Source organism: Streptosporangium brasiliense (genome assembly GCF_030811595.1).
GTDB lineage: Bacteria > Actinomycetota > Actinomycetes > Streptosporangiales > Streptosporangiaceae > Streptosporangium > Streptosporangium brasiliense.
The window spans coordinates 2,959,251-2,983,241 of record NZ_JAUSRB010000002.1 but is presented as its reverse complement, the minus strand read 5'-3'; the positions used below and the strand labels follow the sequence as shown (position 1 = coordinate 2,983,241).

The following is a 23,991-nucleotide window of genomic DNA, read 5'->3' as shown; positions in this document are numbered from 1 at the left end:
GGCTCACCGCTCTGTGCCCATGGTCGCGCCCGCCCTCACCCTCGCCCCGCCCGCCCGGCGGCTCACCGCTCCGACACCACCTGGATGGGCATGGTCGGGTCGTCGTGGTCCTTGGTGGTGGTCTCCGCCTCGCCGGCCGGAGGCGTGACGACCTTGCGCGGCGGCTCCCAGCCGTCGCGGTCGACGGCCTTGATGAACGCGACCACCATCACCGGGTCGAACTGAGTGCCGGCTCCCTTGCGGAGCTCGGCCATCGCCACCTCCACGGGGCGCGCCCCCCGGTAGGAGCGGTCGGAGGTCATGGAGTCGAAGGCGTCGGCCACCGCGATGATCCGGGCGAACTCCGGGATCTCCTCCCCGGCCAACCCCATCGGGTATCCCTTACCGTCCTGCCGCTCGTGGTGGTGCATGATCCCGGCGAACGCCTCGTCGAGGAAGTCGATGCCGCGCACGATCTCCAGCCCGCGCATCGGATGGAGCTGGATCGCGGCGAACTCCTCCTCGGTGAGCGGGCCGTCCTTCTGCAGCACCTTGGTCGGCACGCCCAGCTTGCCCACGTCGTGCAGCATCCCGGCGTAACGGATCGCCCGCAGCCGCTCGGACCCCATGCCGATCTCCTGGGCGATCATGCCCGAGGCCAGCGAGACGCGGGTGCAGTGACCACGGGTGTAGTAGTCCTTGGTCTCCACCGCCTGGCAGAGCGCCGCGATGGTGGCGTCGTAGGAGCGCTGCTGGGCGAGGTATTGGCCGAAGGCCCAGCGGGCGACGAACAGCGGGAGCAGCACGAGGACCGCGGAGATCGAGCTGACCGTCGCCCACAGCCCGGCGATCAGCAGGCCGAAGGTGGCGTAGCCCAGGTAGGAGACCATGAACTGGGCCACCCCCCGCAGCGGCACCTGGTCGGCCTGGCCGGTGAGCACGAGCACGATCGCGATCAGGACGAAGTTCAGCGGGACGAAGACCGCCGCCGCGCCCGCGAACGGCACGATCAGATCGTCGAACCCGGCGATGGTCGGCAGGCCCGCCGTGCCCCCCAGCCACTCGTAGGCCCGGCCCGCTGCGTAACCGCAGATGGCGAACTGGGCACCGTTGAACAGCCGCTTCACCAGCGGCAGCCCCGGCCGCACGCTGAAGACGGCCGTCATGCCGACCAGCGCCGCCCCCTCGGGACCGAGGAGCACCACCGCGGCGAGCGCGGCCGAGAAGCTGACCGACACCGCGGCCTGCTTGACGTTGAGCAGCGTCGGCACCGACTCGCACACCAGGAACAACAGGGCCAGTACGAGTAGGTTCGACCAGTCGAGCCGCTCAAGACGACCGCTCACCGCCACGCTGTATCCGAGGAGCGCGACCGCCGCCCCGATCACAGCGACAAGGTAGACCTTGGCAAACCACGGCAGTCCACGCAAAGCGGCCACCCTTGGGTCCTACGAGCGCGTGCTCAAGTCCAGGAGATCCCGAGACGTGCCGGGCTGACCGTTTCCTTCAACATGCGCTGCCTCCATGTCGTTTTCGCAACTCAGGCTACAGAAGCGAGCCCGACCCGGAGGGGCTGACCGAGAATCGCAAGCAAAGCGTAACCAATCCATCACCGCACGCCATCGCCGGTGTCGCGGTTAGCGGGCCGCCAGCCGGGCCCGCGCCCAGTCGACGGTGGCCTTCAGCCCGGTGGGCAGGTCGGTCTGGGGCCGCCAGCCCAGCCCCTCCAGCGCGGGGGCCGGATCGACGGCCATCGCCGGGAGATCTCCCGGGCGTGCCACGGCGGTCTCCGGGCCGTCGGGCGCGCCGACGGCCTCGGCCACCAGGGTGTGCAGCGCGCGGTCGGTGGTCTCCACCCCGGTGCCCAGGTTGAACCGGCGGCCGTCACCGCTCCCGCAGGCACGGACGAAACCGTCCACCACGTCGTCGACGAAGACGTAGTCGCGAGTCTGGGTGCCGTCGCCGTACAGCACCGTGGGGGTGCCGTTGAGCAGGGCGTCGGTGAAGATGGCGACCACCCCGGCCTCGCCGCCGGGTGACTGACGGGGGCCGTAGACGTTGGCGAGCACCAAGGTGGTGTAGTCGATGCCGTGGAGCGCCTTGAAGGCGGCCAGGTAGGTCTCCGCGCTGAGCTTGGAGGCCGCGTACGGCGAGCGCGGGTCGGTCGCCGCGTCCGCGGGGACCGGGATGACCGCGGGCCTGCCGTACACGGCGACCGAGGAGGCGAAGACGACCTTGCGGGTGCCGCCGCGCTGGGCGGCGGTGAGGACGGAGGCGGTGCCCTCGACGTTGAGCCGGGCGTCGTGGACGGGGTCGGCCACGCTCTTGCGCACGCTGATCTGCGCGGCGAGGTGGCAGATGACCTCGGGCTCCCAGTCGGCGACCAGGCCGATCAGGGCGGGGTCGCGCACATCCATCTGATGGAGCCTGAACAGCGGGCTCTGCGCCGCGCCGGCGAGGTTGTCGCGGTCGCCGCCGGACAGGTCGTCCACGGCCGTGACCTCGTGGCCGTCGGCCAGCAACCGGTCCACCAGATTGGATCCGATGAATCCCGCTCCACCGGTGACGAGTATGCGCATGCCGCCCCCCAAGCTCCTCGGCCATCGCCATGGCCATGGGAGAGATCCTAGGAGGTCAGCCGGTCAAGTCCGAGCGGACCTGCTTGATCCTGTCGAGCACTTTGGCGCGCAGGTCCTCCGAGGCCCGGTCGCAGCCGCAGTGCTTGGCGACCAGCTGCTTGACGACCTGCTCCAGGCCGTATTCCTCCAGGCAGGGGCCGCACTCGTCCAGGTGCTCGCGGATGTCGACGCAGTTGTTCTCGTCGAGCTCACCGTCAAGGTAGGTGTAAACCTTGTCCAGGACTTCACGGCAGTCGGTGGCGTGGGGCTTGCCGCAGCTCATGCGATCACCCCGTCCGCGATCGCCGGGCCGGTCCGTACGGGCTCGCCGTCGCCTCGCTCGCTCACTTCGCACCCTCCGCGGGAACCAGGCCACGCTCGCGGGCGTAGTCCTCCAGTTGGGTCCGCAGTTGGCGGCGCCCACGGTGAAGCCGCGACATCACGGTCCCGATGGGGGTGCCCATGATGTCGGCGATCTCCTTGTAGGGGAAACCCTCGACGTCGGCGAGGTAGACGGCGATGCGGAACTCCTCCGGGAGCGCGGCCAGCGCCTGCTTGACGTCGCTGTCGGGCAGATGCTCGAGTGCCTCGATCTCAGCGGACTTCAGCCCGGCCGAGGTGTGCGACTCGGCCCTGGCGAGCTGCCAGTCCTCGATCTCCTCGGCGCCCGACTGCTTGGGCTCCCGCTGCTTCTTGCGGTAGCTGTTGATGAAGGTGTTGGTCAGGATGCGGTACAGCCAGGCCTTGAGGTTGGTGCCTTCCTGGAACTGGTGGAAGGACGCGAAGGCCTTGGCGAAGGTCTCCTGGAGAAGATCTTCGGCATCCGCTGGGTTCCGGGTCATCCGGAGCGCGGCGGAGTAGAGCTGGTCGAGATAAGGCATCACATCCCGCTCGAACCGTGTGCTCCGCTGCTCCAGAGTCTCCGCGTCTGTCGCAGGGACCGGACCCACCCCCTTAAGATCGCCGAAGCCCTGCTGACGCGGGACTCCGTACTGAGCGGAGGATACCCGCTCATCAGGGATGGACCGATCACCGGGGCGGGTGATGGGTTCGATCAACGCGAGCATCGGCTTGCCAACCTCCCGAAAGGATCGTGCGTTGTCCGCTGCAACACGCCCGTCCTGTCATCTGTTCCCACAAGATAGAAGGTGACGAAGGACCCGGTACGGGGAAAAACATACGTACCGGCAGGTAGCTGTAGACCACCGGATACCCGACGCCAGGAGCCGCTTGTGCTGCCCATCCCGGCCGAAGAGCTGAACGGCTCAGGAACGCTCGGGCCGTACTGGACCTTTTATCGCGCGGTCGCCGCCGAGCAGCTGAGCCGATGGCTGCCGGAGAGCCCTTCGACCGTCCTCGACCTGTCCGGCGGCCGGGGCCGCTGGTCGGCCCAGGCCGCCAAGGCCGGGCACCGGGTGCTGGAGGTGGTCGACTTCCGCCGCACCGTGGAGGGTCAGCCGCTGCTGCACGACGTCTCCAAGGTCAGTCAGGTCCGCGCCGACGATCTCCGATTCCTCCCCGACCGCAGCGTGGACGCCGTGCTCGCCGAGGAGCGCGCCATGTCGGTGGAGCTCATGGCCGAGTCGGCGATCGACGACGTCGCCCGGGTGTTGCGGCCCGGCGGGCGGGCGCTGCTCTGCGTCGACTCCCTGGTGCTGGGGATGGCGATCCTCGCCGAGCAGAACTACTGGGCCCATCTGCGCCAGACCGGCGAGGTCATGCTCGTGCCCTGGCCCGACGGGAGCATCACCCGGTGCTTCAGCAGCGGCCAGCTGCGCGACCTGCTCACCGACGCCGGCCTGGAGGTGGAGTGGATCCGGCCCCGCACGGTGCTGTCCCCCTCGACGGTCGACCACGTGCTGGCCTCCGACTCGCGCGCGCTCACCTGGCTGGTCAACACCGAGCTGGAGGCGGATCCGGCCGACGACGACACCGTGGGCATCCACCTGGTCGCCAGCGCCCGCCGCCGGTAGGACCCGCCGGAGCCGTGGAAGGCCCCTCCGCGGCTCCGGGACGGCCCCTGCGCGCCTCCGGGACGCCGGTGGGCGCCGTCCTGGGGACCGTCCTTAACCCCGTGGAGGACCGCCCCCAGGAGGCGCCGTCCGAGCGAGGCACCGTCCCCAGGAGGCCCTGTCCGCCCCTAGCAGGTCCTGTCCGAGGTCCACCCCTAGGAGGTCCTGTCCGAGGTCCACCCCTAGGAGGTCCTGTCCGAGAGAGGCAGGGACAGAGAGCGGGCCGGCCACGGGTCAGCGCCTGCGCTCGCGCTTCGCCTGGCACTGCACGCAGCGGGCGGCCTCGGGGCGCGCTTCGAGCCTGCCCTCCGGCACGGGACTGCCGCAGTCGGCGCAGAGGCCGTAGAGCCCGTCGTCCAGCCGCCTGAGTGCTTCGAGCACCGAGCGGCGCTGCTGGGTGGCCGCCTCCAGCATGGCCCGGTTGCGGTCCGCGTCGGTCAGGACCGACCCGGCATCGCCCGCGGACCGGTCCCACGCGGTCAGGGGATCTCCCCGCAGCACCCCGATGGACCGGTCAAGCTCGGCGAGCATGCTCTCCAGGCGCACACGCGCGGTCGCGGCGTTCACGTATCCGCACCTCCGCAGAGTGGGGGCGGCCTGTGAAGGGATCCCCGATTGTCCCGTCAGGCGCGAAGGGGATGAGGTTTTACGGCGACACCCTCTTTCAGAGGTATCGCTTTCATCAGCGGATGCCCACTTGGCGTTGGTTTTACACCGGTTACAGATTGTTTTCGGATACGGACGCTCCCGGAAGGGGGACGGACGCTCAGAAGAGCGCCTGACCGTCATCCTCTTCCAGCAGCGGCTCGATGAGCTCCGGGCCGTTGTTCCGCACCGAGTTCACCGCGGTGGAGACCGGATACGCCTTCAGCCCGGTGGAGCCGGCCGGGACCAGGAACCCCTTCGCGTCGGGCACCCCGGGGTCGAGCCACTCCGCCCAGCGGTCCCGCTCGATCAGCATCGGCATCCGGTCGTGGACCGTGCCGGCCTCGTCCAGGGCGGAGGTGGTGATGACGGCGCAGGTCACCAGCCAGGCGAGCGGGTCGTCGTCGGGCCGGCCCCGGTCGCGCCAGAACTCGTACAGCCCCGCCATGGCCATGACCCCGCCGTCGGCGGGGTGGATGAAGTAGGGCTGCTTCTTCGGCTTCTTGACCGTCCCGCCCTCCTCCGCCACAGCCCATTCGAAGTAGCCGTCGGCCGGGAGCAGGCACCGGCGCTCGGCGAACGCCCTGCGGAAGGACGGCTTCTCGGTGAGCGTCTCGACCCGCGCGTTGATCATCCTTGAGCCGATGGACGGGTCCTTCGCCCAGGAGGGGACCAGGCCCCAGCGGAGCACCCGGAGCTGCCGGACCGCCTCGGCCTCCGGGTCGCTCTTGGGCACCCGGCTCAGCACCGCGTAGACCGGTTTGGTCGGCGCGACGTTGTAGTCGGGCCGGAGCTCCTCCTCAGCGGCCCCGTCGACCTCGACCTGGAACTGCTCAAGCAGCTCCTGCTTCTTCCGCGCAGACGCGTATCTCCCGCACATATCACCACCTTGCCATGTGTTCGAAGCGCAGGGTCACCGTCCCGGTAGGCTTTTGACCATGTCCGCTCCGCTGTGGCCCGCACCGACCGCGACCGAACCCGTCCGCGCGACCGTCTCCCTGCCCGGCTCGAAGTCGGTGACCAACCGCGCCCTGCTGCTGGCCGCGCTGGCCGACGGCCCGGGCACGGTACGGCTGGCCCTGCGCAGCCGGGACGCCGACCTGATGGCGGACGCGCTGCGGGCACTCGGCGCGACGATGACCCCCTCCAACGAGAGCGCCTCCAGCGTCGACTGGGCGATCACACCCGGCCCGGTCACCGGCGGGGCGCGGATCGACGTGGGGCTGGCCGGCACGGTGATGCGGTTCGTGCCGCCGATGGCGGCGCTGGGCGACGGCGAGGTGTTCTTCGACGGCGACCCGCACGCGCGCAAGCGCCCCATGGGCACGATCCTGGGGGCGCTGCGTGCCCTCGGCGCCGACGTGGACAACGACGCGCTGCCGTTCACCGTCCGGGGCCCGCTGACCGGCGGAGAGGTCACGCTCGACGCGTCCGGGTCCTCCCAGTTCCTCTCCGGCCTGCTGCTGACCGCCGCCCGGTTCGAGAAGGGCGTGACAGTACGGCACGCCGGCCCGCCGATCCCCTCCCAGCCGCACATCCAGATGACCGTTCAGATGCTGCGCGAGCACGGTGTCCGGGTCGACGACTCCGAGCCCGACGTCTGGCGGGTCGAGCCCGGCCCGATCGGCGCCAGGGACTTCACCGTGGAGCCCGACCTGTCGAACGCGGCGCCGTTCCTGTGCGCCGCGATGGTCACCGGCGGCACGGTCACCATCCCGGGCTGGCCCGCGGCGACGACCCAGCCGGGCGACCAGCTCCGGCGGCTGCTGGCGGACATGGGCGCCTCGGTCGAGCGCACGCCCGGCGGCCTGGCGGTCAGCGGCACCGGCCGCGTCACCGGCATCGAGGCGGACCTGCGCGACGTCGCCGAGCTGACCCCGACGATCGCCGCCCTCGCCGCCCTCGCCGACTCCCCCAGCCGGATCAGCGGCGTCGCCCACATCCGCGGGCACGAGACCGACCGGCTCGCCGCGCTGGTCGCCGAGATCAACGGCCTGGGCGGTGACGCGTCCGAGACCGACGACGGCCTGGAGATCCGGCCGCGCCCGCTCCACGGCGGGGTGTTCCACTCCTACGACGACCACCGGATGGCCACCGCGGGCGCGGTGCTCGGCCTGGCCGTGCCGGGAGTGCAGGTGGAGAACATCGCCACCACGGGTAAGACCCTCCCCGAGTTCGCCACCATGTGGGCGGACATGCTGGAGGGCCCACGGTGACGGGCCGCCGGCCGGCGGCCCCGCGGACGCCGGGCCGTGACGGGCGCCCGTCCGTCAGGGATCCGGGCAGAGCCCCCGCGCCTCAGGGCGTGGGGAGGGAGCCGGACGAGGGTAGATCGAGGCGGAGACACTGAGAAAGCGCGAATACGACGAGGACGACGTCAGGGTCAGGCCGGGCAAGGGTTCCCGGCCCCGGACCCGGATCCGGCCTGCGCACGACGACGCGGTGCGGGGGTTCGTGGTGGCGGTCGACCGGGGCCGCTACACGTGCCTGGTGGAGTCGGCGGGCGAGAAGGACCGCCGCCGTAAGAAGGACCGGCCGGAGGGCGCCGCGATGAGCGGCCGCGTCGTGGTGGCCATGAAGGCCCGCGAGCTCGGCCGCAAGGGGATCGTGGTGGGCGACCAGGTGGCCCTGGTCGGCGACGTCTCCGGCGCGTCCGACACGCTGGCCCGTGTCGTCCGCGTGGAGCCGCGCACCTCGATGCTGCGCCGCTCCGCCGACGACACCGACAACACCGACGGCATCGAGCGTCCCGTGGTGGCCAACGCCGACCAGCTCGTGATCGTGACGGCCCTGGCCGACCCGCCGCCCCGGCCGCGCATGATCGACCGGATGCTGGTGGCGGCCTTCGACGCCGACATCGAGCCGATGCTCTGCCTCACCAAGTCCGACCTGGCCCCACCCGACGAGCTGGTCTCCCTCTACGCCCCGCTCGGCGTGCCGTACGTGGTGCTGCAGAAGGGCGGCACCCTGGAGGAGGTCCGAGAACGCCTGAACGGCCGGACCAGCGTGCTGGTCGGCCACTCGGGCGTGGGCAAGTCCACCCTGGTCAACGCCCTGGTCCCGGACGCCAACCGGGCCGTCTCCCACGTCAACGCGGTGACCGGCCGGGGCCGTCACACCTCGACCTCGGCCGTGGCCCTGGAGCTTCCCGGGGGCGGCTGGATCATCGACACCCCGGGAGTGCGCAGCTTCGGCCTCGCCCACGTCTCGGTGGAGACCGTCCTGGCCGGCTTCCCCGACCTCGTCGAGGGCACGGTCGACTGTCCCAAGGGCTGCAACCATCTCGGCGAGGAGTGCGCCCTGGACGCCTGGGTGGCCTCCGGCCACGCCGACCCCGCCAGGCTCGTCTCCCTGCGCCGCCTGCTCGCCAGCCGCGAGGGCGCGCCCGACGACGACTAGCGGTTGGGGCGCAGGGTCCAGGAGACGGTCATCTCGGAGACCAGCGTGCCGTCGGTGGTCCTGATGTCGACGGCGACCTCGAACTCGGGGCGCTCCCCGGCGTCCAGCTTGGCCACGACCTCCTCGCGGGAGGCCCGCAGGCGGGCCTCGGCGACGACTTCGCCCTTGGCGAGCTTCACGTAGCGGATCGCCGCGTTCGCGGCCAGCGGGGTCGCCCGCGAGAGCTGGTCGCCGAAGGCCGCGAGCATCGCGGCGCCGGAGGCGGACTCGGCGAGGCTGAACAGGGCTCCGGCGTGCGGGCCGCCCACGTGGTTGTGCAGGTCCGCGCGGTCGGGCATGCGGGCCACCGCCGATCCCGGCTCCACTTTGTCGAAGGAGATGTCCAGTGTCCGGGCGAAGGGGACGCTCTGCAGCATGAAGGCGCCTACGTCGAAGCTCATGCCCCGCATGCTACTCGCCAGTAACAGCGGAGCCAACGGAAGATCCGGGACGCCCGCGCAGACCGGGCCCCCTCCAGGGGCCGGCCCGCGAGCGCGCCCATGAGAGGAGATTGGGAGCGGACCCGCGAAGGGGCCCGGAACACATCCGTGAGAGGGGACCTGGACCAGGCCCGCGAAGGGGACTGGGAACGCAGTCCGTGGGAGGGGGCCCGGAGCGGACCCGCGAAGGTCCGGGGGCGGCGAGATCCGGCCGCCGGGCACGGCGTGCGGCGCGTTCCCCGCTTTACGGCGTATCCGGCTGAGTGATGTGACGCGACACAATTCCCCGGGCTTGTTCCCCGCTCTCCTATTGACCACCACTGAGGCGATAGCGTTACCTCCTGTGACGGGTTACAACGACGACCTGCGCCTCGCGCACGTCATGGCCGACGCCGCCGACGACCTGACCATGCGCCGGTTCAAGGCCGCCGACCTCCGGGTCGACACCAAACCGGACCTCACCCCGGTCAGCGACGCCGACCGGGCGGTCGAGGAGGCGATCCGCAGCACGCTCAGCCGGGCCCGCCCCCGTGACGCGGTGATCGGCGAGGAGTTCGGCAAGACCGGCTACGGCGCGCGCTCGTGGGTGATCGACCCGATCGACGGCACGAAGAACTACGTGCGCGGCGTCCCCATCTGGGCCACGCTCATCGCGCTGATGGACCAGGGCCGGGTCGTCGTGGGCCTGGTCTCCGCCCCGGCGCTCGGCCGCCGCTGGTGGGCCGCCCGCGACAGCGGCGCGTGGACGGGCAAGAGCCTCACCAAGGCCACCCGCTGCCAGGTCTCCTCCGTCACCCGGCTGGAGGACGCCTCCTTCTCCTACTCCAGCTTCGGCGGCTGGGAGGAGGCCGGCAAGCTTGAGGAGTTCCTCGACCTCAACCGGTCGGTCTGGCGCAGCCGCGCCTACGGCGACTTCTGGTCGCACATGCTGGTCGCCGAGGGCGCGGTCGACCTGTCGGCCGAGCCCGAACTCTCCCCCTGGGACATCGCGGCGCTGACCGTGATCGTCGAGGAGGCGGGCGGCATCTGGACCGACCTGTCCGGCGTCCCCGGCCTCGACGGGGGCAGCCTGGTGTGCACCAACGGCCCGCTGCACAGCGAGGTCCTCAAGCGCCTCGGCGGCGGCCCGCTCACCCTTCCCGTGTAGCGGAGTCCCGTCCTTCCCGTGTGGCGGAGTCCGGTCGGCCCCGTGTAACGAAGTCCCGCCGGCCCCGTGTAGCGGCGCCCACTCTCACCCTGCCCGCGTGGCCGAGCCCGTCGGCCCCGCGTGGAGGAGTCCGCCCACCTTCCTCGCGTGGCGGAGCCCCGTCGGCCCCGTGTGGAGGAGCCCGCTCGCCTTCCTCGTGTGGCGGAGCCCTGTCGGTCCCGCGTGGAGGAGTCCTGCCGGCCTCGCGTGGCGGAGCCCCACCGGCCAATCTGCACGGAAGCTCCGCCGAAACCCCCCGGCGGCTCTCGCCTCGGCCTGTCCTGGGCCCGGAAAGGGCCCCGGACCTGGCCGGAACTTCAAGACTCGCCCAAGCCGTCGCCACAACTCCGACCGAATGCATTCATTTTGCGTTCACCTTCCTACCGGTTTCGAGTCATCTCGCCTCCCTACTGTCTTGAACGTTGAAGGACTTAGTGGGAGGAACCCAACCGTGAAGTATGCAGGCCGGCTCGCCGCGGTCACCCTCGTCGGCGCGCTCTCGCTCGCTGCGTGCGGCACCGATAACAACTCCGCCAGCACCGACGCCTCCACGGCACCGGCCTCAACGGCGCCCTCGGCCGGATCGGACGCCGGTCTCAGCGGCACGATCAACGCTGCGGGCTCCTCGGCGCAGGCGAACGCCATCGACGAGTGGAAGAAGAACTTCCAGCAGGCCAACGCGGGTGTGAGCCTCAACTACCAGCCCAGCGGCTCCGGCGCGGGTGTGCAGGCCTTCATTCAGGGCACGGTCGCCTTCGCCGGCTCCGACTCGGCGCTGAAGGACGACAAGGGTGAGCCCGCGCAGGCCGACGCCCGGTGCAAGACCGGCAAGGCCATCAACATCCCGATGGTGACCGGCCCGGTAGCCGTCGTCTACAACCTGCCGGGCGTCGAGGGGCTGCAGCTGTCCCCCAAGACCATCGGCGGCATCTTCAACAGCAAGATCACAAAGTGGGACGACGCGGCGATCAAGGCCGACAACCCGGACGCCAAGCTCCCCTCGACCCCGATCCAGGCCTTCCACCGCTCGGACGAGTCGGGCACCAGCGACAACTTCACCAAGTTCCTGTCCAAGACCGCCGAGTGGCCGTACGAGCCCGCCAAGGCGTGGCCGGCCGAGGCCAAGGGCCAGGGCGCCAAGGGCTCCGACGGCATCGCGCAGGCCATCAAGAGCGCCCCCGGCTCGATCAGCTACGTGGAGCTCTCCTACGCCGAGAACTCCAGCCTGGCCAAGGCCAAGGTCGCCAACGGCTCCGGCGAGTTCGTGGAGCTGACCCCGGAGAGCGCGGCCAAGACGGTCGAGGCCGCCGAGGTCGTCGGTCAGGGCAACGACCTCAAGCTGAGCATCGACTACGCCACCAAGGCCGCCGGCGCCTACCCCATCGTCCTGGTGACCTACGAGATCACCTGCGAGAAGGGCCTGGCTCCCGAGGAGGCCAAGCTGGTGAAGTCCTTCCTCACCTACACCTCCAGCGACGAGGGCCAGCAGGCGCTGACCAGCCTGGGCTACGCCCCGCTGCCGGCGACGGTTCTCGCCAAGGTCCGGACCGCCGTCGAGGCGATCTCCTAAGTTGATGGCGACTCCAGTTCGCACCCGTGACGGCGGATCGGCCCTGAGCCGGTCCGCCTCTCGGCGCAGCCGAGGTGAGGTGCCCTTCCGCTACGCCTCCACGGCCGCCGGCATTCTCCTGCTGGCGATCATGGCGGCCATCGCCGTCTTCCTCGTCGTCGAGGCGGTCCCCGCGCTGCAGGCCAACAAGGGGAGCTTCCTCACCACCCTCACCTGGGAGCCGAACAGCACCCAGTCCTTCGGCATCGGGGCGCTGGCCTTCGGCACGCTGATCAGCGCGGTCCTCGCGCTGATCATGGCGGTGCCGGTGGCCGTCGGCGTGGCGCTGTTCATCTCCCACTACGCGCCCCGGCGGATGGCCGGGATCCTGGGATACGTCATCGACCTGCTGGCCGCCGTCCCCAGCGTCGTCTACGGCCTGTGGGGCGTCGTCTTCCTCGTCCCGTTCATGCAGGGCCCCTCCGAGTTCCTGCACGAGTATCTGGGGTTCATCCCGCTGTTCGGCGGTGACATCATCACCGGCCGCTCGATGCTGACGGCGTCGATCGTGCTCGCGGTCATGATCCTGCCGATCATCGCGGCGATCTCCCGGGAGGTGTTCCTCCAGGTGCCCAGGGCGCACGAGGAGGCGGCACTGGCCCTCGGCGCGACCCGCTGGGAAGTGATCAGGATGGCGGTCCTGCCGTTCGGCCGTCCCGGCGTCATCAGCGCGTCCATGCTCGGTCTCGGCCGGGCCATGGGAGAGACCATCGCCGTCGCCCTCATCTTCCCCGCGACGTTCGGCATCAGCCTTGAGATCCTCACCCCGCAGGGCAACAGCATCGCCGCCAACATCGCCAACGGGTTCGGCGAGGCCACCCCGATCGGCCGTGGCGCGCTGATCGCGTCGGGCCTGGTGCTGTTCATCATCACGTTGCTGGTGAACATGGGCGCCCGCCTGATCGTCGCCCGTCGCAAGGAGTTCTCCGGAGCCGCCGCATGACCGCGATCCAGCGCATCTCAGCCGGCAGGCGGTTCAAGGACCGGCTCGTCCGGTCGCTGGTCTATCTGTCGTTCGCCATCGCCGTGGTGCCGCTGATCGCGGTCCTCTGGATGGTGGTCAAGAACGGCCTCGCCCGGTTCGACATGGAGTTCCTGACGCACTCCATGCGCAACATCGGCGCCCGGGACGCGGGGGGCGGCGCCTACCACGCGATCCTCGGCACGCTGGAGCAGGTCCTGCTGGCCTCGCTCATCTCGATCCCGGTCGGCCTGCTCACCGCGATCTACCTCGTGGAGTACGGCGCGGGCACCCGGCTGAGCCGGGCGATCAGCTTCTTCGTGGACGTCATGACCGGCATCCCCTCGGTGGTCTCCGGCCTGTTCATCCTGGCCTTCTGGATCCTGGCGCTGGGCCTGCCGTTCTCCGGTTTCGCCGGCGCGCTGGCCCTGTCGATCCTGATGATGCCGACGGTGGTCCGCTCCGCCGAGGAGATGCTCCGGCTGGTCCCCACCGACCTGCGGGAGGCCTCCTACGCGCTGGGCGTGCCGAAGTGGCGGACGATCACCAGGGTCGTCCTGCCGACCTCCTTCACCGGCATCGCGACCGGCGTCATGCTCGCCATCGCGCGTGTCGCGGGAGAGACCGCTCCGCTCCTGCTCACGGTCTTCTTCACCGACTCCATCAACAGCGATCCCTTCAACGGGCCGCAGATGGGACTGCCGCTCTTCGTCTTCGACCAGGCGGGCCGTCCGACCGACACCGCCATCGACCGTGCGTGGGCCGGAGCGCTCACGCTCATTCTGATCGTCATGCTGCTCAACCTGGTGGCACGCCTCATCGGCTGGTGGCGCTCGCCGGCCAGAGGCCGTTAGGAGGAATGTCGAAGTGAGCCAGCAGATCCAGGTCTCCGGCCTCGACGCGTACTACGGAAAGCACAAGGCGATCGAGGACATCTCGATGACGATCGAGCCCCAGTCGATCACCGCCTTCATCGGCCCCTCGGGGTGCGGCAAATCGACCTTCCTGCGGACCCTCAACCGCATGCACGAGGTCATCCCCGGCGCGCGCGTGGAGGGCAAGGTCCTGCTCGACGGGGAGGACCTCTACGCCTCCGACGTCGAGCCGGTGTCGGTGCGCCGCATGATCGGCATGGTCTTCCAGCGCCCCAACCCGTTCCCCACGATGTCGATCTACGAGAACGTGGCCGCCGGCCTCCGGCTCAACGGCAGGCACCCCAAGTCCACGGTCGACGGCATCGTCGAGGAGTCACTGAAGGGCGCCAACCTCTGGAACGAGGTCAAGGACCGCCTCCACAAGCCCGGCGCCGGCCTCTCCGGCGGCCAGCAGCAGCGCCTGTGCATCGCCCGGGCCATCGCGGTCAAGCCGGAGGTCCTCCTGATGGACGAGCCGTGCTCCGCCCTGGACCCGATCTCCACGCTGGCCATCGAAGACCTGATGGCCGAGCTGAAGAGCCGGTTCACGATCATCATCGTGACGCACAACATGCAGCAGGCCGCACGGGTGAGCGACCGCACCGCCTTCTTCAACCTGGCGGGGCAGGGACAGCCGGGCCGCGTCATCGAGATGGACGACACCTCGCGCATCTTCACCAACCCCGCCCAGCAGGCGACCGAGGACTACATCACCGGCCGCTTCGGATAAACCGACCACATTGGAGGACCCGGGTGATCCAGCCGCTGACGGCACCCGAGGTGAACGGGGACACTCGGACGGCGCCCCTGCTGCTGGTGGCCGATCCCGAATCGGCCTTGGTCCAGGGACTGGCCGACGCCCTCGAACGCGAGGGCGTCGTGGTCACGGGCGTCACCGACGGCGCCCAGGCCCTTTTGCAGGCCGGGGCGCTCCGGCCTGACGTCGTGCTCGTCAGCGCCTCGTTGCCGGTCATCGGGGCGGTGGAGTTCATCCGCGCCGTACGGCTGACGCGGGCGGTGCCGGTGCTGCTGGGCGTGGGCGAAGGCCATGCCGAGCAGGCCGTCCAGGCGCTCGCGGCCGGGGCCACCGCGTGTGTGGCCCGGCCGTACCGGGTGCCCGAACTCCTTCCGCTGGTGCAGGCGGCCTTCTCCGGCGAGGCGGCGACCCGCCGGACACTCGTCGTCGGCAGGGTCGAGCTCGACGTGAACGCCTACCAGGTGAAGGTCAGCGGCCACACCGTCCACCTGCCGCTGCGCGAGTTCGAGCTGCTGCACTACCTGATGCGCAACGCGCACCGCACGGTCACCCGTGAACAGATCATGCGGCATGTCTGGAACTCCACCGACACCACCTCCACCAACACGATCGCCGTGCACGTCAAACGCCTGCGTGCCCGCCTCGGCGACACCGACGACCAGCTGATCCAGACCGTGCGCGGGGTGGGTTACCGGCTGGTCGACAAGTCGTCCTGACCGCCGGCCGCCGCGCATCCTCGCCGGCCCCGGAAGGCGGCCAGGATGCGCGTGACCGTGCCCTCGACCCGGGCGATGCCGCTGCCCATGCTCCCGCTGTCCTCGGTGAGGACCGCCACGGTGTAGTCGTGTCCGGGCTCCCTGATCAGCCCCGCGCTGGTGACCGCCCAGCGCCCGTTGGAGCCATGCCGCAGCCAGCCGTTCTTCAGTGAGACATGGCCGCCCTCGCACGCCGCCGCGCTGATCCCCCAGCGCTGCTCCGGGATCACGTGCCCCATCAGCCGCAGCACCCGCGCCCGGTCCTCCTCCGGCAGCGGACCACGGCCCCCGGCCAACGCCCTGATCAGCCGGACCTGGTCTCCCGCGGTGGTCTGCGTGATGCCCCAGCAGTACAGGCCCAAGCACCGTCCCGCCGGCGTGTAGGTGCGCCTGAGGCCGAACTTCCGGTTCGCCCTGCCCAGCCCGGTCTCCAGGCCGATGTGCTCGTACAGCCGGTCGGCCGCCGCGTTGTCGCTGAAACGGATCATCCGCTCCGCGTCGTCCCTGGTCCGCTCGGTCAGCCGGCGCCACGGCGTCCTGAGCAGCAGCGCCATCAGGATATTGATCTTCGAGGTGCTCGCCGTCGGCAGCCTCAGGCCACGGTGGTACCGGTACGTCCGGCCGGTGGCCAGGTCCCGCACCATGGCGGTGGTCCGGCCACCGTAGCGCGCGAGGAAACGGTCGAGGCCGCGGGTGAGCGCCGCGGCGGGGACCTTCGGAGCGGGGGCTCCCGGTGGCGTCTGCGGCCGGGGAGAGGGCCGGGGATCCTCGGAGGGGGCGGCGCTCGGCGTCGCCGCCCCGGAGGGGGAGGGCCAAGGAGACCCGGAGGGGGAGGGCCAGGGGGACGAGAATCCGGAAGATGGCGTCCCGGAGGGCGAGGATCCGGAGAGGGAGGGTCCGTAAGGGGAGGGCGAGACGGTGCCTGCCGTCATCCCGTCCCCGGCCGCGCAACCACCCATCGCCCCGGATACCAGTACGGCTACCGCCGCAACCGCCCAATGCGCCGTCTTCACCATCGACTCGATCGCTCCCCCCCGATTACCTCATGATCGGGATCTATCCCCGGACGGGGATCCGGAAGACGGCGGGACGGAACCTCGCCCGGGGGGAGCCCAAACCCTTGGAGAACGGGCCGGTGAACCAGCTAGCCTTGGCGGACACCGGCGGTTAGCCGGGCGATGCTCTCGTCGTCGCAGGTCGCCCAGAACCCCCCGACCACGTCCTCAAGATGGTCCAGCGACTCCGCCCGGAACAGCACATCCTGGTATTTCGTGATGTCGTAGTGGGTCGTGCCCATGGCCAGGAGGTCCAGGGGCCGGATGTCCATGCCCCGGAACTCCTCGATCTCCCCGTAGGAGGAGAGGATGCCCGCCCCGTACGCCCGCAGCTCGTTCTGGTCGGTCATGACGCCGAACTCCAGCGTGAACCAGAACACCTTCGAGATGAACTCCAGCGCCTGCTCGCTCTCGACCCGACGCGCCGCACCGCCGGCCAGCCGGTAGAGGCGCGAGTAGCGGTCGGAGGCCAGCGCGTTGGCGTGCCCGATCACCTCGTGGATCACGTCCGGCTCCGGCGTGTAGAGCGGCGTCGAGTGGTGCCGGATGTACTGGGTCGAGTGGAAGAAGCCGTCGGCCAGCACGCCGTAGAAGTCCCGCAGCGGCACCAGTCCGGCGGCCGGCAGATAGCGGAACCCGGTCAGCGGCTCCAGCAGCTCGCTCACCTCCTGAAGCTGCGGGATCCGGTCGGCCGGCAGTCCCAGCCTCTCGGCCGCGTCCAGGTATTCAGCGGTCGCGTATCTACGGTGCTTGATCGCCAGCTCCCGGCTGACCAGGGCCCACACCTCGTGCTCCTGGCCGGTGTACTCGGCCGTGGGGATCGGCGCACCGGGCACGTGTCCCACCGCGAGCGCGGCGATGGCGTTGCGCCGGAGCCGGTAGACCGGATCGGCGAAGCCGGGGTGACTCGCGGCGAGCTCCACCTCGACCGTGCCGTCCTCACGGGTCGCCACCGGCGCGAAATACTGCGCTTCCTCGAACATGAATGAAATGACAGCAATTCTTCGAATCGTTGACAAGAGCGAGCAGTTTGAGTGCGCGATCCGCGCATGATCACACTGTCAGCCCTGTGCCTGACTGGTCATATCGCCTAGTCTGGTGCGGTGCCCATCGACGACCTGGACAGCCGCCTCCTGGTGACCATGCGCGCCCATCCGCGCATCGGCCTCACCGAGCTCGCCCGGCTGCTCGGCGTGGCCCGGGGCACTGTGCAGGCCCGCGTCGAGAAGCTCACCGCCCGCGGCGTCATCGCCGACTTCGGCCCCACGGTCACCCCCGAGGGCGTCGGCTACCCCATCCTGGCCTTCGTCTCCCTGCAGATCGCTCAGGGCCGGCTGGCCGAAGCCGTGCGGGCGCTCCGGTCCCTGCCGGAGATCCTTGAGGTGTACGGCACCAGCGGCCAGGCCGACCTGCTCTGCCGCGTGGTCGCCCGCAGCACGCCGGATCTCCAGGAGATCATCGCTCGTATCCTGGCCTCGCCCGCGGTCCAGCGCACCGACACCACGATCGCCCTGTCGGTCCAGGTGCCCTACCGGATCGAGCCCCTGCTCCACGCCGCTCCGGACGCCTGAGCGGATCCTCCACCAGGGCCGCCCGGGTGCCAGGCTCGGGGTGCCGGGCTCGGAGTGCTGGGCTCGGGTAAAAGTCCCCGGAACGCAGGAAAGGCCACCCCCGAAGGGATGGCCTTTCCTGAATGATTGTCCGGCGGCGACCTACTCTCCCACACCGTCCCCGGTGCAGTACCATCGGCGCTGAAGAGCTTAACTTCCGGGTTCGGAATGTAACCGGGTGTTTCCCCTTCGCCATAACCGCCGTAACACTATGAAACTGTCAAACACACACGTGTCGCGGTGTTCGCTGTTTCAGAATCGCATAGTGGACGCGGGCAACAACCCTGATCACGCGCTGCTCCGGACCCGGCGAAGGGACCAAAGCGCTGCAGTGACCAAGAATATGCTTTGTGGTCAAGTCCTCGGCCTATTAGTACCGGTCAGCTCCACACATTACTGTGCTTCCACCTCCGGCCTATCAACCCAATCGTCTATTGGGAGCCTTACCCCTCACGGGTGGGAGACCTCATCTCAAGGCGAGCTTCCCGCTTAGATGCTTTCAGCGGTTATCCCTTCCGAACGTAGCCAACCAGCCGTGCTCCTGGCGGAACAACTGGCACACCAGAGGTTCGTCCGTCCCGGTCCTCTCGTACTAGGGACAGCTCCTTTCAAGTCTCCTGCGCGCGCAGCGGATAGGGACCGAACTGTCTCGCGACGTTCTAAACCCAGCTCGCGTACCGCTTTAATGGGCGAACAGCCCAACCCTTGGGACCTACTCCAGCCCCAGGATGCGACGAGCCGACATCGAGGTGCCAAACCATCCCGTCGATATGGACTCTTGGGGAAGATCAGCCTGTTATCCCCGGGGTACCTTTTAGCCGTTGAGCGACGGCGCTTCCACAAGCCACCGCCGGATCACTAGTCCCAGCTTTCGCTCCTGCTCGACCCGTCGGTCTCACAGTCAAGCTCCCTTGTGCACTTACACTCGACACCTGATTGCCAACCAGGCTGAGGGAACCTTTGGGCGCCTCCGTTACTCTTTAGGAGGCAACCGCCCCAGTTAAACTACCCACCAGACACTGTCCCTGATCCGGATCACGGACCGAAGTTAGACGTCCAAAACGACCAGAGTGGTATTTCACCAATGACTCCACCATCACTAGCGTGACAGCTTCACCGTCTCCCACCTATCCTACACAAACCGTTCCAAACGCCAATGTCAAGCTGTAGTGAAGGTCCCGGGGTCTTTCCGTCCTGCTGCGCGTAACGAGCATCTTTACTCGTAGTGCAATTTCGCCGGGTCTGCGGTTGAGACAGCGGGGAAGTCGTTACGCCATTCGTGCAGGTCGGAACTTACCCGACAAGGAATTTCGCTACCTTAGGATGGTTATAGTTACCACCGCCGTTTACTGGCGCTTAAGTTCTCAGCTTCGCCACATTACTGCAGCTAACCGGTCCCCTTAACGTTCCAGCACCGGGCAGGCGTCAGTCCGTATACATCGTCTTACGACTTCGCACGGACCTGTGTTTTTAGTAAACAGTCGCTTCCCCCTGGCCTCTGCGACCCCCACCAGCTCAGGGAGCAAGTCCCATCACCAGCGAAGGCCCCCCTTCTCCCGAAGTTACGGGGGCAATTTGCCGAGTTCCTTAACCGCAGTTCACCCGATCGCCTTGGTATTCTCTACCTGACCACCTGAGTCGGTTTCGGGTACGGGCCGCCACGACACTCACTAGAGGCTTTTCTCGGCAGCATAGGATCACCCACTTCGCCACAATCGGCTCGGCATCACATCTCAGGATACATGGACCGCGGATTTGCCTACGGTCCTCCCTACATGCTTACCCCAGGACTACCATCGCCTGGGCTGGGCTACCTTCCTGCGTCACCCCATCGCTTACCTACTACCAGATCAGGCCAGGCGTTCACTCTGACGCCGCCCCCGAAGGGGCAACCGAGTTAAGGACCCTTAGTATCACTGGATTCAGTATTGGCGCATCGTAGCGGGTACGGGAATATCAACCCGTTGTCCATCGACTACGCCTGTCGGCCTCGCCTTAGGTCCCGACTTACCCTGGGCGGATTAGCCTGCCCCAGGAACCCTTGGTCATCCGGCGCAGAAGTTTCTCACTTCTGATTCGCTACTCATGCCTGCATTCTCACTCGCACGGCCTCCACAACTAGATCACTCTGCTGCTTCGCCGGCCGCACGACGCTCCCCTACCCATCCACACACCTAAACCACAAAGGCTCGGACACATGTGTGAATGCCACGACTTCGGCGGTGTACTTGAGCCCCGCTACATTGTCGGCGCGGAATCACTTGACCAGTGAGCTATTACGCACTCTTTCAAGGGTGGCTGCTTCTAAGCCAACCTCCTGGTTGTCACTGCGACTCCACATCCTTTCCCACTTAGCACACGCTTAGGGGCCTTAGTCGGTGGTCTGGGCTGTTTCCCTCTCGACTACGGAGCTTATCCCCCGCAGTCTCACTGCTACGCTCTCACTTACCGGCATTCGGAGTTTGGCTGACGTCAGTAACCTTGTCGGGCCCATCGGCCATCCAGTGCTCTACCTCCGGCAAGAAACACGTAACGCTGCACCTAAATGCATTTCGGGGAGAACCAGCTATCACGGAGTTTGATTGGCCTTTCACCCCTAAACACAGGTCATCCCCCAGGTTTTCAACCCTGGTGGGTTCGGTCCTCCACGCGGTCTTACCCGCGCTTCAACCTGCCCATGCCTAGATCACTCCGCTTCGGGTCTACAGCATGCGACTCAAACGCCCTATTCAGACTCGCTTTCGCTACGGCTCCCCCACACGGGTTAACCTCGCCACACACCATAACTCGCAGGCTCATTCTTCAAAAGGCACGCAGTCACATCACAAACAGGCAAGCCTGTTTACGCTCCTACGGCTTGTAGGCACACGGTTTCAGGTACTATTTCACGACCCCTCACCGGGGCGCTTTTCACCTTTCCCTCACGGTACTTGTTCACTATCGGTCATCAGGGAGTATTTAGGCTTACCAGGTGGTCCTGGCAGATTCACACAGGATTTCTCGGGCCCCGTGCTACTTGGGATCCCCTCAAACAGTCGACAAGATTTCGCCTACCCGGCTCTCACGGTCTCCGGCGCAACTTCCCAGAAGCTTCGACTATCCCATCGATTTCTCACTGTTTGGAGGAGCGGCAGCTCCTCCCAGAGGGTCCCACAACCCCGCACACGCAACGCCTGCCGGCTATCACACGCATACGGTTTAGCCTCTTCCGCTTTCGCTCACCACTACTCACGGAATCACTAATTTGTTTTCTCTTCCTACGGGTACTGAGATGTTTCACTTCCCCGCGTTACCACCAACCGCCCTATACATTCAGGCGGAGGCAACACCACATGACTGGTGCTAGGTTTCCCCATTCGGACATCCCCGGATCAAAGTCAGGTTGGCGACTCCCCGGGGCTTAACGCAGCCTCCCACGTCCTTCATCGGCTCCTGATGCCAAGGCATCCACCGTGTGCCCTAAAAAACTTGGCCACAAAGATGCTCGCGTCCACTATGCAAATCTCAAACAACAAACAGCGACCGCACCCACCCCACCACCAAACACCCAGGAAACAACGCTTCCCAAGCCGGTATGACAGGAGGACGGTCCCGCACGAGGTCACACAGACCACGAAGCCCGCCACAGGCAGGCTCCGCATCCGGTCCGTTTCCTCAGGACCCAACAGTGTGTCCAGACCCATCCGCGTCCCCCGGCCGCCGTTCCCACTCCCCCTCGCGAGGGCGGTACTAGCCGACCCGGACCGACCCGGATCATCCGATTAGCCAGTGCTCCACTAATGAGCGCGTCATGTGCAGAACACGCGCCTGCAGACATGACCTGGACCAGACCCTCAAGCTGAGGATGTGGCCGATGCTCCTTAGAAAGGAGGTGATCCAGCCGCACCTTCCGGTACGGCTACCTTGTTACGACTTCGTCCCAATCGCCAGCCCCACCTTCGACCGCTCCCCCCACAAGTGGTTGGGCCACGGGCTTCGGGTGTTGCCGACTTTCGTGACGTGACGGGCGGTGTGTACAAGGCCCGGGAACGTATTCACCGCAGCGTTGCTGATCTGCGATTACTAGCGACTCCGACTTCATGGGGTCGAGTTGCAGACCCCAATCCGAACTGAGACCGGCTTTTTGGGATTCGCTCCACCTCACGGTATCGCAACCCTCTGTACCGGCCATTGTAGCATGTTTGCAGCCCAAGACATAAGGGGCATGATGACTTGACGTCATCCCCACCTTCCTCCGAGTTGACCCCGGCAGTCTCCAATGAGTCCCCACCACCCCACAAGGGAGCGTGCTGGCAACATTGAACAAGGGTTGCGCTCGTTGCGGGACTTAACCCAACATCTCACGACACGAGCTGACGACAGCCATGCACCACCTGTCACCCGATCCGAAGAGGCACCCATCTCTGAGTGTTTCCGGGCGATGTCAAGCCTTGGTAAGGTTCTTCGCGTTGCGTCGAATTAAGCAACATGCTCCGCCGCTTGTGCGGGCCCCCGTCAATTCCTTTGAGTTTTAGCCTTGCGGCCGTACTCCCCAGGCGGGGCGCTTAATGCGTTAGCTACGGCGCGGAAACCGTGGAAGGTCCCCACACCTAGCGCCCAACGTTTACAGCGTGGACTACCAGGGTATCTAATCCTGTTCGCTCCCCACGCTTTCGCTCCTCAGCGTCAGGTAAGGCCCAGAGAACCGCCTTCGCCACCGGTGTTCCTCCTGATATCTGCGCATTTCACCGCTACACCAGGAATTCCGTTCTCCCCTACCTACCTCTAGCCAGCCCGTATCGAATGCAGACCTGGAGTTAAGCCCCAAGCTTTCACACCCGACGTGACAAGCCACCTACGAGCTCTTTACGCCCAATAATTCCGGACAACGCTTGCGCCCTACGTATTACCGCGGCTGCTGGCACGTAGTTAGCCGGCGCTTCTTCTGCAGGTACACGTCAACTTCGTCCCTGCTGAAAGAGGTTTACAACCCGAAGGCCGTCATCCCCCACGCGGCGTCGCTGCGTCAGGCTTCCGCCCATTGCGCAATATTCCCCACTGCTGCCTCCCGTAGGAGTCTGGGCCGTGTCTCAGTCCCAGTGTGGCCGGTCGCCCTCTCAGGCCGGCTACCCGTCGTCGCCTTGGTAGGCCGTTACCCCACCAACAAGCTGATAGGCCGCGAGTCCATCCCCAACCGAAAAAACTTTCCACCACCATCCCATGCGGGAAGTGGTCGTATCCGGTATTAGACCCAGTTTCCCGGGCTTATCCCAGAGTCAGGGGCAGGTTACTCACGTGTTACTCACCCGTTCGCCGCTCGAGTACCCCGAAGGGCCTTTCCGCTCGACTTGCATGTGTTAAGCACGCCGCCAGCGTTCGTCCTGAGCCAGGATCAAACTCTCCAAACAATGTCTACAGAGTTGCTCCCGGCTGAAAGCACCCACCACCGGCAAGGGTGGCGGTGTCATCAACCAAAGGAATCCGTCCTCCCACCTGCGTGGGTGGGACGGGGTTGTGCTTCATGCACTGGCTTTTAACACACTGTTGAGTTCTCAAGAAACGGACGCGTTCTCCGTCACCGTGACCATGGTCCCGGCTCCGGGGCGTTTCGTTCGTTCCGTTGTGCCTTTATTCTTTCAGGCCCGCTTTTCCGTGTCAAACCCGCCCGTTTGAAGCGACTTGACTTGATCTAGCTGGCCCTACCGGAATTCCGGCCGCCCCGTTTCCGGAGCAACCCTTCTAACTTACTCCGACATCCGGTTCCTGTCCAATCGTGCGGACAGGCCCGAATTATCGGGTTCAGCTTGGAGGGGGTGCGGGGCTCTCAGCCGACCTGGAGACCGTCTGGCCTCCGGGGCTCGTTGCCCTGCAGGAAGAACAGTAGCAGGACTCCTGTGCAACAGAGACAACTTGCCAACCATTCCCGAGACTCGCGCGTCCCAAACCGGGCGGCGCAAGCAGACAACAAGCGATCCGCAACCGGCGCTGGATACGAAGTAGGCACGAGGGTCAGGATCCTGACTCCACCGTGGA

At 67.3% G+C, this 23,991-nt stretch carries 19 protein-coding genes and 3 rRNA genes; 10 read left to right on the top strand and 12 right to left on the bottom strand.

Going from position 1 to position 23,991, the window contains the following annotated elements:
* Positions 1–62: 62 nt before the first annotated feature.
* From J2S55_RS22495 to J2S55_RS22480, 4 genes are all read right to left on the bottom strand, one after another.
* A complete protein-coding gene (locus J2S55_RS22495; RefSeq protein ID WP_399963525.1) occupies positions 63–1,418 on the bottom strand; it encodes an HD-GYP domain-containing protein in 1,356 nt (451 codons plus the stop codon).
* Positions 1,419–1,616: 198 nt separating this feature from the next.
* Entirely contained in the window at positions 1,617–2,558 is a 942-nt protein-coding gene (locus J2S55_RS22490; RefSeq protein WP_306864380.1) for an NAD-dependent epimerase/dehydratase family protein, read from the bottom strand.
* A 55-nt stretch (positions 2,559–2,613) separates the two neighbouring features.
* Positions 2,614–2,880, bottom strand: coding sequence for a mycothiol system anti-sigma-R factor (rsrA, locus tag J2S55_RS22485; protein WP_306864376.1), 267 nt, complete (start codon positions 2,878–2,880; stop codon positions 2,614–2,616).
* 61 nt (positions 2,881–2,941) lie between these two features.
* Positions 2,942–3,547, bottom strand: a complete 606-nt coding sequence (locus J2S55_RS22480; RefSeq protein ID WP_306864373.1) for a sigma-70 family RNA polymerase sigma factor — start codon at positions 3,545–3,547, stop codon at positions 2,942–2,944.
* A gap of 282 nt (positions 3,548–3,829) precedes the next feature.
* Between J2S55_RS22480 and J2S55_RS22475 the strand changes: the two genes are divergently transcribed.
* Positions 3,830–4,570 carry a class I SAM-dependent methyltransferase gene (locus tag J2S55_RS22475; RefSeq protein ID WP_306864370.1) on the top strand — a complete coding sequence of 247 codons (741 nt, stop codon included), beginning with the start codon at positions 3,830–3,832 and terminating at the stop codon, positions 4,568–4,570.
* A 273-nt stretch (positions 4,571–4,843) separates the two neighbouring features.
* On the opposite strand, the gene J2S55_RS22470 is transcribed toward J2S55_RS22475, so the two are convergent.
* Positions 4,844–5,176 (bottom strand): TraR/DksA family transcriptional regulator, encoded by a 333-nt coding sequence (locus J2S55_RS22470; RefSeq protein WP_306864368.1) that lies wholly within the window; start codon positions 5,174–5,176, stop codon positions 4,844–4,846.
* A gap of 199 nt (positions 5,177–5,375) precedes the next feature.
* Positions 5,376–6,134 (bottom strand): SOS response-associated peptidase, encoded by a 759-nt coding sequence (locus J2S55_RS22465; RefSeq protein ID WP_306864365.1) that lies wholly within the window; start codon positions 6,132–6,134, stop codon positions 5,376–5,378.
* A 58-nt stretch (positions 6,135–6,192) separates the two neighbouring features.
* Here J2S55_RS22465 and aroA point away from each other — a divergent pair, with 58 nt between their 5' ends.
* The gene (gene aroA, locus J2S55_RS22460) at positions 6,193–7,470 is read left to right on the top strand and encodes a 3-phosphoshikimate 1-carboxyvinyltransferase (protein ID WP_306864363.1); all 1,278 of its coding nucleotides are present in this window, start codon (positions 6,193–6,195) and stop codon (positions 7,468–7,470) included.
* Positions 7,471–7,600: 130 nt separating this feature from the next.
* Positions 7,601–8,653: a ribosome small subunit-dependent GTPase A gene (rsgA, locus tag J2S55_RS22455; RefSeq protein ID WP_370879792.1), complete on the top strand. Its 1,053-nt coding sequence runs from the start codon at positions 7,601–7,603 to the stop codon at positions 8,651–8,653.
* Here the strand turns inward: rsgA and J2S55_RS22450 are convergent.
* Positions 8,650–9,093 carry a DUF4442 domain-containing protein gene (locus tag J2S55_RS22450; RefSeq protein ID WP_306864357.1) on the bottom strand — a complete coding sequence of 148 codons (444 nt, stop codon included), beginning with the start codon at positions 9,091–9,093 and terminating at the stop codon, positions 8,650–8,652. The genes rsgA and J2S55_RS22450 overlap by 4 nt on opposite strands.
* 382 nt (positions 9,094–9,475) lie before the next feature.
* Between J2S55_RS22450 and hisN the strand changes: the two genes are divergently transcribed.
* The 6 genes from hisN to J2S55_RS22420 all read left to right on the top strand — a co-directional run bounded on the left by hisN (position 9,476) and on the right by J2S55_RS22420 (position 15,275).
* On the top strand, positions 9,476–10,279 hold the full coding sequence (hisN, locus tag J2S55_RS22445) for a histidinol-phosphatase (RefSeq protein ID WP_306864355.1): 804 nt from the start codon (positions 9,476–9,478) through the stop codon (positions 10,277–10,279).
* 490 nt (positions 10,280–10,769) lie between these two features.
* Positions 10,770–11,888, top strand: coding sequence for a phosphate ABC transporter substrate-binding protein PstS (gene pstS / locus J2S55_RS22440; RefSeq protein WP_306864353.1), 1,119 nt, complete (start codon positions 10,770–10,772; stop codon positions 11,886–11,888).
* A 4-nt stretch (positions 11,889–11,892) separates the two neighbouring features.
* Positions 11,893–12,870 carry a phosphate ABC transporter permease subunit PstC gene (gene pstC / locus J2S55_RS22435; protein ID WP_306864350.1) on the top strand — a complete coding sequence of 326 codons (978 nt, stop codon included), beginning with the start codon at positions 11,893–11,895 and terminating at the stop codon, positions 12,868–12,870.
* On the top strand, positions 12,867–13,742 hold the full coding sequence (pstA, locus tag J2S55_RS22430) for a phosphate ABC transporter permease PstA (protein WP_306864346.1): 876 nt from the start codon (positions 12,867–12,869) through the stop codon (positions 13,740–13,742). The genes pstC and pstA overlap by 4 nt, the downstream gene beginning before the upstream one ends.
* 13 nt (positions 13,743–13,755) lie before the next feature.
* On the top strand, positions 13,756–14,532 hold the full coding sequence (pstB, locus tag J2S55_RS22425) for a phosphate ABC transporter ATP-binding protein PstB (protein WP_306864344.1): 777 nt from the start codon (positions 13,756–13,758) through the stop codon (positions 14,530–14,532).
* A gap of 23 nt (positions 14,533–14,555) precedes the next feature.
* Positions 14,556–15,275, top strand: coding sequence for a response regulator transcription factor (locus tag J2S55_RS22420; protein ID WP_306864341.1), 720 nt, complete (start codon positions 14,556–14,558; stop codon positions 15,273–15,275).
* Here J2S55_RS22420 and J2S55_RS22415 read toward each other — a convergent pair.
* Both J2S55_RS22415 and J2S55_RS22410 read right to left on the bottom strand, forming a co-directional pair.
* Entirely contained in the window at positions 15,248–16,246 is a 999-nt protein-coding gene (locus J2S55_RS22415; protein ID WP_503167703.1) for a serine hydrolase, read from the bottom strand. The two genes, J2S55_RS22420 and J2S55_RS22415, sit on opposite strands and share 28 nt — an antisense overlap.
* 212 nt (positions 16,247–16,458) lie before the next feature.
* Positions 16,459–17,352 carry a phenylalanine 4-monooxygenase gene (locus J2S55_RS22410; RefSeq protein ID WP_306864335.1) on the bottom strand — a complete coding sequence of 298 codons (894 nt, stop codon included), beginning with the start codon at positions 17,350–17,352 and terminating at the stop codon, positions 16,459–16,461.
* 120 nt (positions 17,353–17,472) lie between these two features.
* Between J2S55_RS22410 and J2S55_RS22405 the strand changes: the two genes are divergently transcribed.
* Positions 17,473–17,940, top strand: coding sequence for an Lrp/AsnC family transcriptional regulator (locus J2S55_RS22405; protein ID WP_306864332.1), 468 nt, complete (start codon positions 17,473–17,475; stop codon positions 17,938–17,940).
* A 128-nt stretch (positions 17,941–18,068) separates the two neighbouring features.
* Here the strand turns inward: J2S55_RS22405 and rrf are convergent.
* The 3 genes from rrf to J2S55_RS22390 form a co-directional block, all read right to left on the bottom strand.
* Positions 18,069–18,185, bottom strand: a 5S ribosomal RNA gene (gene rrf / locus J2S55_RS22400).
* A 144-nt stretch (positions 18,186–18,329) separates the two neighbouring features.
* Positions 18,330–21,453 (bottom strand): 23S ribosomal RNA (locus J2S55_RS22395).
* 390 nt (positions 21,454–21,843) lie between these two features.
* A 16S ribosomal RNA gene (locus J2S55_RS22390) occupies positions 21,844–23,366 on the bottom strand.
* Together the 16S, 23S and 5S rRNA genes form the textbook arrangement of a ribosomal RNA operon.
* Positions 23,367–23,991: the final 625 nt, after the last annotated feature.

Bases quoted from the DNA above. Each gene is read 5' to 3' on its own strand.
- J2S55_RS22450 (WP_306864357.1), bottom strand. From the start codon at position 9,093: ATGAGCTTCGACGTAGGCGCCTTCATGCTGCAGAGCGTCCCCTTCGCC.
- rsrA (WP_306864376.1), bottom strand. From the start codon at position 2,880: ATGAGCTGCGGCAAGCCCCACGCCACCGACTGCCGTGAAGTCCTGGAC.
- pstC (WP_306864350.1), top strand. From the start codon at position 11,893: ATGGCGACTCCAGTTCGCACCCGTGACGGCGGATCGGCCCTGAGCCGG.
- J2S55_RS22490 (WP_306864380.1), bottom strand. From the start codon at position 2,558: ATGCGCATACTCGTCACCGGTGGAGCGGGATTCATCGGATCCAATCTG.
- J2S55_RS22415 (WP_503167703.1), bottom strand. From the start codon at position 16,246: ATGACGGCAGGCACCGTCTCGCCCTCCCCTTACGGACCCTCCCTCTCC.
- aroA (WP_306864363.1), top strand. From the start codon at position 6,193: ATGTCCGCTCCGCTGTGGCCCGCACCGACCGCGACCGAACCCGTCCGC.
- pstA (WP_306864346.1), top strand. From the start codon at position 12,867: ATGACCGCGATCCAGCGCATCTCAGCCGGCAGGCGGTTCAAGGACCGG.
- J2S55_RS22465 (WP_306864365.1), bottom strand. From the start codon at position 6,134: ATGTGCGGGAGATACGCGTCTGCGCGGAAGAAGCAGGAGCTGCTTGAG.
- J2S55_RS22410 (WP_306864335.1), bottom strand. From the start codon at position 17,352: ATGTTCGAGGAAGCGCAGTATTTCGCGCCGGTGGCGACCCGTGAGGAC.